This is a genomic window from Mycobacterium sp. pR1184 (assembly GCF_041287235.1).
GTDB lineage: Bacteria > Actinomycetota > Actinomycetes > Mycobacteriales > Mycobacteriaceae > Mycobacterium.
In genome coordinates this window covers 116,272-126,536 of record NZ_JBGGKR010000018.1, presented here as the reverse complement: position 1 = coordinate 126,536, position 10,265 = coordinate 116,272, and the positions used below count along the sequence as shown (strand labels likewise).

Annotated in this window: 10 protein-coding genes; 5 read left to right on the top strand and 5 right to left on the bottom strand. The window is 67.8% G+C overall.

Annotation, left to right across the window (positions count from 1 at the left end; all coding sequences use genetic code 11):
* Positions 1-110: 110 nt before the first annotated feature.
* Complete coding sequence (locus ACAG21_RS25900) at positions 111-1,193, bottom strand: CaiB/BaiF CoA transferase family protein (protein WP_370499116.1); 1,083 nt, start codon at positions 1,191-1,193, stop codon at positions 111-113.
* A 115-nt stretch (positions 1,194-1,308) separates the two neighbouring features.
* Between ACAG21_RS25900 and ACAG21_RS25895 the strand changes: the two genes are divergently transcribed.
* Both ACAG21_RS25895 and ACAG21_RS25890 read left to right on the top strand, forming a co-directional pair.
* On the top strand, positions 1,309-2,121 hold the full coding sequence (locus ACAG21_RS25895; RefSeq protein ID WP_370499115.1) for an enoyl-CoA hydratase: 813 nt from the start codon (positions 1,309-1,311) through the stop codon (positions 2,119-2,121).
* 75 nt (positions 2,122-2,196) lie between these two features.
* Positions 2,197-3,516, top strand: coding sequence for an NAD(P)H-binding protein (locus tag ACAG21_RS25890; RefSeq protein WP_370499114.1), 1,320 nt, complete (start codon positions 2,197-2,199; stop codon positions 3,514-3,516).
* On the opposite strand, the gene ACAG21_RS25885 is transcribed toward ACAG21_RS25890, so the two are convergent.
* The gene (locus ACAG21_RS25885) at positions 3,513-4,235 is read right to left on the bottom strand and encodes a lysostaphin resistance A-like protein (protein ID WP_370499113.1); all 723 of its coding nucleotides are present in this window, start codon (positions 4,233-4,235) and stop codon (positions 3,513-3,515) included. The genes ACAG21_RS25890 and ACAG21_RS25885 overlap by 4 nt on opposite strands.
* Positions 4,232-5,374: an NAD(P)H-binding protein gene (locus tag ACAG21_RS25880; protein ID WP_370499112.1), complete on the bottom strand. Its 1,143-nt coding sequence runs from the start codon at positions 5,372-5,374 to the stop codon at positions 4,232-4,234. Before ACAG21_RS25880 ends, ACAG21_RS25885 begins: the two co-directional genes overlap by 4 nt.
* A 149-nt stretch (positions 5,375-5,523) precedes the next feature.
* Here ACAG21_RS25880 and ACAG21_RS25875 point away from each other — a divergent pair, with 149 nt between their 5' ends.
* From ACAG21_RS25875 to ACAG21_RS25865, 3 genes are read left to right on the top strand one after another with little or no spacing between them, the layout of a single operon-like run.
* Positions 5,524-6,624 carry a type III polyketide synthase gene (locus ACAG21_RS25875; RefSeq protein WP_370499111.1) on the top strand — a complete coding sequence of 367 codons (1,101 nt, stop codon included), beginning with the start codon at positions 5,524-5,526 and terminating at the stop codon, positions 6,622-6,624.
* 24 nt (positions 6,625-6,648) lie between these two features.
* Positions 6,649-7,149: an isoprenylcysteine carboxyl methyltransferase family protein gene (locus tag ACAG21_RS25870; RefSeq protein WP_370499110.1), complete on the top strand. Its 501-nt coding sequence runs from the start codon at positions 6,649-6,651 to the stop codon at positions 7,147-7,149.
* On the top strand, positions 7,146-8,162 hold the full coding sequence (locus tag ACAG21_RS25865; protein WP_370499109.1) for an NAD(P)/FAD-dependent oxidoreductase: 1,017 nt from the start codon (positions 7,146-7,148) through the stop codon (positions 8,160-8,162). Before ACAG21_RS25870 ends, ACAG21_RS25865 begins: the two co-directional genes overlap by 4 nt.
* Before the next feature lie 2 nt (positions 8,163-8,164).
* Here the strand turns inward: ACAG21_RS25865 and ACAG21_RS25860 are convergent, their stop codons facing one another.
* Together ACAG21_RS25860 and ACAG21_RS25855 are read right to left on the bottom strand one after the other, a co-directional pair.
* On the bottom strand, positions 8,165-8,911 hold the full coding sequence (locus ACAG21_RS25860) for an enoyl-CoA hydratase-related protein (RefSeq protein WP_370499123.1): 747 nt from the start codon (positions 8,909-8,911) through the stop codon (positions 8,165-8,167).
* Positions 8,912-8,964: 53 nt separating this feature from the next.
* On the bottom strand, positions 8,965-10,113 hold the full coding sequence (locus tag ACAG21_RS25855) for an acetyl-CoA C-acyltransferase (RefSeq protein WP_370499108.1): 1,149 nt from the start codon (positions 10,111-10,113) through the stop codon (positions 8,965-8,967).
* Between the last annotated feature and the right edge of the window lie 152 nt (positions 10,114-10,265).

The following is a 10,265-nucleotide window of genomic DNA, read 5'->3' as shown; positions in this document are numbered from 1 at the left end:
GCGACAACCGCACCTGGCAACCCGACTCACCCCCGATCACCCAGTCGGCGGCTTGACATCGTCATTGAGAGTCCTTTCGTGATCTTGCCGACCAACTTGTTGGTTGGGGACTATACCCAGTCGTTGAGGACGTCCTCGACGTCGGTCACCGGCGCCGCGGGGCGCGGTGTCTGTGGCGCGGTGCGAGAGAACCGCGGCGCCGGCAGCGGCTGCAGACCGCCGTTGACTTCGTAGAAGGTGTTGCGCTCGGTGATGTGCGGCTCGTTCTGCACCTCGCCGAACGCCAGGATCGGCGTCACGCACGCGTCGGAATCGGCGAACACCTTGGCCCAGTGGTCGCGGTCCTGGCTGGCGAACTTCTCGGTCAGGATCGCCCGCAGTTCGGGCCAGCGCCCGACGTCGTTCTGCCCGGGAAGCTCGGCACCGTCGAGGCCCAGGCCGCTCAGCATGGCGGCGTAGAACTGCGGCTCGATGGCGCCGACCGCCACGTAGCGCCCGTCGGCGCACGTGTAGGTGTCGTAGTAGGGCGCGCCGCCGTCGAGCAGGTTGGTGCCGCGCGCGTCGGTCCACATGCCCGATGCGCGCATCTGCCACATCATCTGGACCAGCACGCTGGAGCCGTCCACCATCGCGGCGTCGACGACCTGCCCCTTGCCGGAGGTCTGCCGCTCCCAGAGCGCGGACAGGATGCCGAGCAACAAGAACATCGAACCGCCGCCGAAATCGCCGACCAGGTTCAGCGGCGGCACCGGCCGCTCACCCACCCGGCCGATCGAGTGCAGGATGCCGTTCAACGAGATGTAGTTGATGTCGTGACCGGCTTGCTGACTGCGCGGACCGGTCTGGCCCCAGCCGGTCATCCGCGCGTAGACCAGCCGCTCGTTGACCTTGGCGCAGTCCTCGGGTCCCAGGCCGAGTCGCTCGGTGACGCCCGGGCGGTAGCCCTCGATCAGCACGTCCGCCTTGGCAATCAGCCGCAGGACAGTTGCGCGCCCTTCGTCGGACTTGAGGTCGGCGGTCACCACCCGACGGTTGCGCATCATGGCGTCCTTCGCGACGCCACCAGGGCCGGACGACGGGCGATCGATGCGCACGACGTCGGCGCCCAGATCTCCCAGAATCATCGCGGCGTGGGGGCCCGGCCCGATGCCGGCCAGCTCCACAACCCTGAGTCCACCCAGCGGTCCCGCCATGGTCCACCGACCTTTCGTCTGCTCTGACGCGTGTCCAACCCGACCGTTGGCATCTTCGCAGCCGCGCTCGACGGCCGCGCACCCCGGTCGCTTGCCCGGTCGTTATCGTGAGCCCATGAGTGAATCCGTGCTCGACAAGCAGGCGTCCGTCGAGGGCCTGGCCATCACGTTGTCCGACGGCGTGTTGTCGGTGACCATCGACCGGCCCGACAGCCTCAACTCGCTGACGGCTCCGGTGATCTCCGGGCTTGCCGACACCATGGAACGGGCGGCGACCGACCCTGCGGTCAAGGTGGTTCGGCTGGGCGGTGCGGGGCGCGGCTTCTGCTCTGGAGCAGGCATCAGCGCCGACGACATGTCGGGCAGCGGCGGCGTTCCGCCGGACGAGATCGTTGTCGAAGTCAACCGGCTGATCCGGGCCATCACCGCGTTGCCACACCCGGTGGTCGCCGTCGTGCAGGGCCCCGCCGCGGGCGTCGGTGTCTCCATCGCCCTGGCGTGCGACATCGTATTGGCTTCTGACAAAGCATTTTTCATGCTCGCATTCACCAAGATCGGGCTGATGCCCGACGGCGGCGCGTCGGCGTTGGTTGCCGCGGCGATCGGCCGGATCCGCGCGATGCGCATGGCGCTGCTGGCCGAGCGGTTGCCGGCCACCGAGGCGTTCGCCGCGGGTCTGGTCAGCGCGGTCTATCCGGCCGAGGACTTCGACGCCGAAGTGGACAAGGTGATTGCGACGTTGCTGGGCGGCCCAGTGGTGGCGTATGCCAAGACCAAGGATTCGATCAACGCCGCCACGCTGACCGAGTTGGATGGCGCCCTCGAGCGTGAGTACCGCGGGCAGTCGATCCTGTTGCGGTCGGCCGACTTGCGCGAGGGTGCAACGGCGTTCCAGGAGCGCCGCACGCCGAACTTCACCGACCGCTAGCACGGTTAGCGGCCACGCTAGCGGCAATCCTGTCTTGCGTCAGTTCCGAATAACTGACATGCGGGAAGGGGAACAATGCGCTGTCTGGTGACCGGGGCGACCGGCTACATCGGCGCCCGATTGGTGCCGCGTCTGCTCGACGAGGGCCACAGTGTGCGCGCGCTGGCCCGCGACCCGGGCAAGTTGGCGGACGTGCCGTGGCGGGCGCGGGTCGAGGTGGCCCGCGGCGACCTCGGTGACGTCGATTCGCTGATCGAGGCATTCGAGGGCATGGATGTCGTTTACTACCTGGTGCACTCGATGGGGACAGCGAAGAATTTCGCCGACGAGGAGAGCCGCTCGGTCCGCAACGTCGTAACGGCGGCGCGGCGTGCCGGCGTCCGGCGATTCGTCTACCTGTCCGGGCTGCATCCCGAAGGCCGCCGCCTGTCGCCCCATCTCGAATCGCGCAAGGCGGTCGGTGACGCGCTGATCGATTCGGGTATCGAGACGCTGGTACTGCAGGCCGGTGTGGTCGTCGGTTCGGGGTCGGCGTCGTTCGAGATGATCCGGCACCTCACCGATCGGTTGCCGGTGATGACGACGCCGAAGTGGGTGCACAACAGGATTCAGCCCATCGCGGTGCGTGACGTGCTCCACTACCTGGTTGCCGCGGCAACCGCCCCGGTGCCGTCCTCGCGCACCTGGGATATCGGCGGCCCGGACGTGCTGGAGTACGGCGAAATGATGCAGGGGTATGCCGAAGTCGCCGGCCTGCACCGCCGCTACCTGATCGTGTTGCCGTTCTTGACACCGACGATCGCCAGCCTGTGGGTGGGAACCGTGACGCCGATTCCCCCCGGCCTGGCGCGCCCGCTGATCGAGTCGCTGGAATGCGATGCGGTGATGCGCAATTCGGACATCGATACGATCATAGGCCCGCCGCCGGATGGCCCAACCCCTTACCGGCGCGCGGTCGCGTTGGCGCTGGACCGCCCGGCGCGCGGGCTGCCGGAAGCCACCTGGGCCTCGGCAGAATCGGAGCCCGCTGACCTGCTGCCCAGCGACCCGGACTGGGCGGGCGACATCATCTACACCGACCTCCGTACGGCGACGACAGGTGCTGCACCACAACAGGTTTGGGATGCCGCGCAAAGGGCGGCGAAAAGCTCCGGCCAGTGGAGCGTGGCCGAGTGTGAGCCCGCAACGTTGCTGCGGCTACGCTCTCGTCAGCGCTTGCCGGGATCGGCGTGGATGACGATCACGGTCGCCCCGCAAGACGGCGGCGGCACCGTCTACACCCAGCAGATGACTTTCGTACCCCGCGGCATCCCGGGCCGGATTTACTGGCAGGTGGCGCGGCCGCTGCACATCGCCGCGGCACGCGCGTTGGCGCGTAACGTGATTGGCAGTTAGACGCCGAACATCGGTGGCAATACCAGCACCATGATCAGCCCCCAGAAGAAGTGGGTCAGCATCGGAGCCAGAATGCCGCCGCTGGCCCGGCGCTCCAATGCGCACACCGTGCCGAGGATGACCGCGGCGAAGCCGAGCATCGGGTTGCCGGTGGCCAAGGTCACGCAGAGATACAGCAGAGTCGAAATCGCCACTGGCGCACGCCGACCCAGCGCCGTATACAGCGCACCGCGGAAGAACATCTCCTCGGCGATGCCGTTGATCAGGGTGATCACCACAACCAACCAATACGACCCGTGGTGGGCATATTGCAGTACTCGCGCGATCAGTTCCGCGACGGGCGCAATCTCCCGGACGATCAATCCGCCGACCACGAAGACGCCACCGAGAAGCAGGCCGATCAGCGTGCCGGTGATCACCGGGCGCTGATTACGGCCACGCCAGTTGATGCCCCCGAGATGCAGCGGCCCGGATAGGAACGCGCCACCGATCCACACCGCCGCCAATACCAGGGTCAGCCAATAGAAGTTCGAGTCGCCCGGCGCGCGTCGCAGCGAAAAACCCAGCACCGCAGCGCCGATCACCAGCGTGAGTGCCACCACGGCCCGGCGGCGCCGCACCATCGACGGCGCTTCATGATGCGGCACAGCGACATTCGTGACAGCCCGACGCAGCTCCGAGAACACACTGGTGTGGTACGGGCTGGTGGCTTGGCTCATGCCGGACGTACCTTCGGGGTCAGGGTGAGCATGATGTCGAGGCTGGTGCGCAGCGCTCCCGCGACCGGCCCCGGCACCTTGTTTACCAGCTTCAGCGTGGGCCGCGCTATCGGCGGGGTGATCGCCCGTGCCAGGCGCCGGATGCGCAGCGCGTCCCCGCCGGCCCATCCGGGATCGGTGTCGGCGAGGTGATGCGGATCGGTCAGTGCGTTGACCGGTCGGGGCCGCCCGTTGGTGGTCAAGGCCCGACGGATGGCGTCCTCGACGCTCAGCAGACCGCCGGGCGGGTCGGGTACCCGGCCGCGCAGGTCGCTGGCGGAGGCGACCATCGGGTGATCCAGCGATTCCACCAGGTCGCCGGCCAATCCGGGGGGGACCGGCAACGCAAGCCCGGTGACCAGCGACGCCAGCGAGGTGTCGATCCGGCCGACCGGCAGTGCGGTGTGCCACCGGCCCGAGATCCGCGCATAGGTTTTCAGCAGGCCCCGGTAAGACGTGGTGTCCGGTCCGGCGATGTCATAGGCGCCCGCGGGCACGCGCTCGGGGTTCGCCGCGGCGAGCAGATAGTGCAACACGTCACGAATGGAGATCGGGTCGATCGGGTTGTCCAACCAGCTCGGCACCGGCAGCAGCGGGAAGCGGTCTGCGACATACCGCATCATCTCGAACGATGTCGAGCCGGCGCCGATGATCACCGCCGCGCCCAACCACACCAGTTCCGGGCCGTCGGGCGCGGTCAGGGCCTCGGCCACCTCGGCCCGGCTGGCCAGATGGTCGGACAGCTCACCGGCGGCGGGCACGAAGCCGCCCAGGTACACGATGCGTCGCACCCCGGCGTCGCGGGCGGCGGCCGCGACGTTGGCGGCCGCTGCTCGGTCGGCGTCGCGGAAATGCGGTTGACCGATCGCGTGCACCAGGTAATAGAGCACGTCAACCGGGCCCGCGGCATCCATCGCCGCTTGCGCTGACACCGGATCCGAGGCATCCATGCGGACCGGCGCGACACGGTCGAACCAGCCGAACCGCTTGAGCCGCTCCGGGTTTCGCGTGGCGGCGACCACCTGATGTCGATTCGCGAGCAACGCCGTGACCAGACGCGATCCCACATAACCACTGGCACCGGTGACCAGAATCCGCATCTACTGACCCTATCCCGGACAGGCCACGTCTAAACCCCACCGACCCAGCCGTGCGGGCGCACGCCGGCCAGGGTCGAGAGAGTGACCAGTGGTCATCATCACAATTATGGAAACTGAACAATGCGGTCGACGGCACCGTAACGCAAGGTATGCACAAAACCACGGGGGCCAGTTCGGCACGCATCGGACTGAAAAAGTCGACCAACAACACAGATCCATCAATTGCCGCAGTTGCGGTGAAGTTCCCAGAAAACCGGTACACCCAGGACGAAGCCATCGGCGCGCTGACCGACTTCGCCGGCCCGGACTTTCAGCGGTTCGCGCTCAGCAGTGGGGTTGAGCACCGCAACACCGCCTTGCCGCTGTCGCGCTACCGCGAGCTAACCGATTTCACCGAGGCCAACGCCGCCTACCTCGAAGTCGCTCTCGACCTGGCCGAGCAAGCGCTGCGCGCAGCGTTGGACCAGGCGGGCATCGAACCCTCGGAGGTGGACGTCGTCTTCTCCACAACGGTGACCGGGCTGGCCGTACCGACGATCGAGGCACGACTTGCCGCACGGGTGGGCTTGCGCCCGGACGTCAAACGCATTCCGCTGTTCGGCCTGGGCTGCGTGGCCGGCGCTGCCGGGACCGCCCGCATGCACGATTACCTGCGGGCCTTCCCCGATCACGTCGCCGCGCTGCTCGCCGTCGAACTGTGCTCGCTGACCATTCAGCGCGAAGACCACTCGGTGGCCAATCTGGTCGCCACCAGCCTGTTCGGCGATGGCGCCGGCGCGGTCATCGCAACGGGCGCCAACTATGCGGGCCGGCCCCGGGGCCCTCGGGTGCTGGCCACCCGAAGCAGGCTCTACCCCGACACCGAAGACGTCATGGGCTGGAACATCGGCAGCGACGGCTTCCGGATCGTGCTGTCGGCCGACGTCGCGAACGTCACCGAGAAATATCTGGGCGACGACGTCCGCGGCTTCCTCGCCGACCACGGGCTGAAACCCCAGGATGTGTCGCGCTGGGTCTGCCACCCCGGTGGCCCGCGGGTGATCGAGGCTGTGGAGGAAGTGCTGGACCTGCCCGGCGAGGCCCTTGCTCACACCCGAAACTCGTTGCGCGAGAACGGAAACCTGTCTTCGGTCTCGGTACTGGATGTGCTTAGGGCGAACGTGGCCGATCCGCCACCAGCCGGTTCGGTCGGCCTCATGATCGCGATGGGTCCGGCGTTCTGCTCCGAGCTCGTTCTGTTGGCCTGGTAGCGGCGGACACGGGATAGTAGTGGCATGTACTACCTGCTGATCCTCGCGGTCGGGCTCGAACGCATTGTCGAGCTGGTGCTGTCCAACCGGAACGCGCAATGGTCTTTTGCCCAGGGCGCCAAGGAGTTTGGCAAACCGCACTATATCGTCATGGTCGTCATTCACACGGCTCTACTGGTCGGCTGCGTCGTCGAACCGTGGGCGCTGCACCGGCCGTTCATCGGATGGCTGGGGTGGCCGATGCTGGCCATCGCGGCGGCCAGTCAGGTGCTGCGCTGGTGGTGTATCACCACGCTGGGCCGGCGGTGGAACACCAGAGTGATTGTGTTGCCGGAGGCGCCCCTGGTGCGGCAGGGGCCCTACCGGTGGCTGCACCACCCGAATTATGTTGCAGTGGTGGCCGAAGGGTTCGCGTTGCCGCTGGTGCACACCGCGTGGCTGACGGCGGCCACGTTCACCGTCGCCAACGCGATTCTGCTCAGTGTGCGGATCCGGGTGGAGAACTCCGCGTTGGGTTACACATGAGCGGCTACGACGCCGACCTGCTGATCGTCGGTGGCGGCCCCGGCGGGCTCGCGACGGCGTTACAGGCGCGCCGGCACGGGCTTTCGGTCATCGTGGCCGAGCCGCGCGAGGACCCGATCGACAAGGCGTGCGGTGAGGGGTTGATGCCCGGCGGCCTCGCCGAGCTGATGTCGCTGGGAGTCGACCCGGTCGGCATGCCGTTTCGCGGGATCGCCTATGTCAGCGAGCAACGGCGCGCCGAGGCGCTGTTTGGCACCGGGCCCGGCCGCGGCGTGCGGCGCACCACGCTGCACGCCGCACTGCAGGCACGGGCCAAAGAGCAAGACACCGAATGGGTCCGGACAAAGGTGACCAGCGTCGAGCAGGATGCGCATGGTGTCAGCGCCGCCGGCATCCGGGCGAAGTTCTTGGTCGGTGCCGACGGACTGCACTCGACCGTCCGGCGCAGTGTCGGCATCAAGGCCGCGGTCGGCAAGCCGCGACGTTACGGTGTGCGTTGGCATTTCACGGTGCCGGCCTGGTCGGAGTTCGTCGAGGTGTATTGGTCCCGGTTGGGCGAGGCGTACGTAACGCCGGTGGAACCAGATCTGGTCGGCGTGGCGATCCTGTCGCGGGGGCGGCCCGACTTGGCCTGGTTCCCGCGGCTGGCCCGGCACCTCGAGGGAGCCGGCCGCGGGCACGCGCGCGGCTGCGGCCCGTTGCGCCAGGTGGTCTCGCGCCGTGTGGCGGGCCGGGTGCTGCTGGTCGGCGATGCGGCCGGCTACGAGGACGCGCTGACTGGCGAGGGTGTCAGCCTGGCTGTCAAACAGGCGGCGGTCGCGGTCGACGCCATCGTCAACGAAACACCGGCCGCGTACGAGGCGGCGTGGCACCGGGTTACCCGCAACTACCGCTACCTGACCCGGGCGGTGGTGCTGGCCAGCACGCCGCGCGCGACGCGGCGTGCCATCGTGCCGGCCTGTGAACGCCTACCCGGGTTGTTCCGGTTCGGCGTCAACATTCTGGCGAGCTAGCGCTAGCGCGCCTTCCAGACCGGCTCGCGCTTCTCGGCGAACGCCAACGGGCCTTCCTTGGCATCCTCGGACCGGATCAGGGTGCGCATCTCGTTGACCGTGCGCTCCCAGCCCACCTGGTCGCCGGTGATGACGCCCTCGTCGACCCCGAGCGCGATGCGCTTGCTGGCCTGCACCGACAGCGGCGCGTTCACGGTGATGCGCGCCGCCATCGCCAGTGCCGCGTCGAGCACCGAGCCCTCCTTGACAACCTGGTTGACCAGACCCCACTCCCAGGCGTCGGACGCCGTCATCGGCTCACCCGTCAGCAGCAGCTCCATCGCCACCTTGCGGGGCAGCTGGTCGACGATGCGGAAGACCCCACCCGCCGCGGCGATCAGTCCCCGTTTGACTTCGGGCAGACCGAATTTCGCCAGCTCGTGGGCAACGACCAGGTCGCTGGCCAGTGCCAGCTCGGTGCCGCCGCCCAGCGCGGTGCCGTTGACCGCCGCGATCGTGGGCTTGTCGATGAAGTGCTGCACGTAACCGGCGAAGCCCCAGTCGGCGTGGTCGGGGTGATAGAGGTTCTCCCGGCGCGCGATCGCCTTGAGATCGGCTCCGGCGCAAAAGGATTTATCCCCGGCACCGGTGAGCACCACGGCCCGCACCTCGGGATCGTGCTGGGCTTGTTCCAGCGCATCCCCGACTCCGATGCTGACCGCGGCGTTGATCGCGTTGCGCGCCTCCGGCCGGTTGATGGTAATGACCATCACGGTGCCGCGGCGCTCAACCAGAACTGCCGGCGCCGCAGCGTCGGCGTCCGTCACAGCAGCTCCACAATGGTGGCGTTGGCCTGGCCACCACCCTCACACATCGTCTGCAAGCCGTAGCGAATTCCCTTGTCCCGCATGTGATAGAGCAGCGTGGTCATGATCCGCGCGCCGGAGCCGCCAAGCGGGTGGCCGAGCGCGATCGCGCCGCCGTTCGGGTTGAGCTTCTTCTCGTCGGCGCCGATGTCCTTGCGCCACGCGAGCGGAACCGGCGCGAACGCCTCGTTGACTTCGTAGGCGCCGATGTCGTCGATCGAGAGTCCGGACCGCTTCAGCACTTTCTGGGTGGCCGGGATCGGCGCGGTCAGCATGATGACCGGGTCGGCTCCGGCCAGAGTCGCGGTGTGCACCTTGGCGATTGGGGTCAGGCCCAGGTCCTTGGCCTTCTCCGCGGACATGAACAGCAGCGCGGCCGCGCCGTCGGAGATCTGCGAGGAGTTCCCGGCGTGGATCACGCCGTCCTCCTTGAACGCCGGCTTCAGCGAGGCCATCTTCTCCATCGGGGTGCCGCGCCGGATGCCTTCGTCCTTGAGCACGACGTTGCCATCAGCGTCCTTGATGCCTACGATCTGATCGTCGAATGCGCCGGAATCCTGTGCCGCAGCGGCCTTTTCGTGCGAGTCGAGAGAGAACTGGTCGAGCGCGGTGCGGTCGAATCCCCACTGCTCGGCGATCATTTCCGCGCCCAGGCCCTGGTTGGGGATCTGACCGTCGTACCGGGAGATGAAGTTCTCGGGGTAAGGCCGTCCGCCGTTGGCCAGCGATGCGCCCATCGGGGTGCGCGACATCGACTCCACACCGCCGGCGACGACGACGTCGTAGTGCCCGGCGACCACACCGGCCGCGGCGAAGTGGATGGACTGCTGGCTCGATCCGCACTGACGGTCGACCGTCACACCTGGGACGGTCTCCGGCCAGCCGGCGGTCAGCAGAGCGGTGCGGCCGATGTCGAGGGCCTGCTCGCCGGCCTGCATCACGCAGCCCCAGATCACGTCGTCGACGATTTCGGGGTCGACGCCGGCCCGGGTGACCAGCCCGTTGAGCACCTGGGCGGACAGCTCGGCGGGATGCACCCCGGAAAGTCCTCCGTTGCGCTTGCCAATGGGTGAACGCACGGCCTCGACGATGACTGCTTCAGGCATGGTTAGGTCTCCTTTGACTCCGGTCTTGCGTCGATTGTCAACCAAGGGGTTGGACGGCCTGGTATCGGGGTGGGCAGGACGCACCTATTCGTTGATGCACCGCGGCGTTGCGGGTGCGTGCCGGGTGACGACACACCGAAGGGGTCCGGCCT

Excerpts from the sequence above, each read along its gene's own strand:
- ACAG21_RS25900 (WP_370499116.1), bottom strand. The coding sequence starts at position 1,193 with ATGGCGGGACCGCTGGGTGGACTCAGGGTTGTGGAGCTGGCCGGCATC.
- ACAG21_RS25895 (WP_370499115.1), top strand. The coding sequence starts at position 1,309 with ATGAGTGAATCCGTGCTCGACAAGCAGGCGTCCGTCGAGGGCCTGGCC.
- ACAG21_RS25890 (WP_370499114.1), top strand. The coding sequence starts at position 2,197 with ATGCGCTGTCTGGTGACCGGGGCGACCGGCTACATCGGCGCCCGATTG.
- ACAG21_RS25885 (WP_370499113.1), bottom strand. The coding sequence starts at position 4,235 with ATGAGCCAAGCCACCAGCCCGTACCACACCAGTGTGTTCTCGGAGCTG.
- ACAG21_RS25880 (WP_370499112.1), bottom strand. The coding sequence starts at position 5,374 with ATGCGGATTCTGGTCACCGGTGCCAGTGGTTATGTGGGATCGCGTCTG.
- ACAG21_RS25875 (WP_370499111.1), top strand. The coding sequence starts at position 5,524 with ATGCACAAAACCACGGGGGCCAGTTCGGCACGCATCGGACTGAAAAAG.
- ACAG21_RS25870 (WP_370499110.1), top strand. The coding sequence starts at position 6,649 with ATGTACTACCTGCTGATCCTCGCGGTCGGGCTCGAACGCATTGTCGAG.
- ACAG21_RS25865 (WP_370499109.1), top strand. The coding sequence starts at position 7,146 with ATGAGCGGCTACGACGCCGACCTGCTGATCGTCGGTGGCGGCCCCGGC.
- ACAG21_RS25860 (WP_370499123.1), bottom strand. The coding sequence starts at position 8,911 with ATGGTCATTACCATCAACCGGCCGGAGGCGCGCAACGCGATCAACGCC.
- ACAG21_RS25855 (WP_370499108.1), bottom strand. The coding sequence starts at position 10,113 with ATGCCTGAAGCAGTCATCGTCGAGGCCGTGCGTTCACCCATTGGCAAG.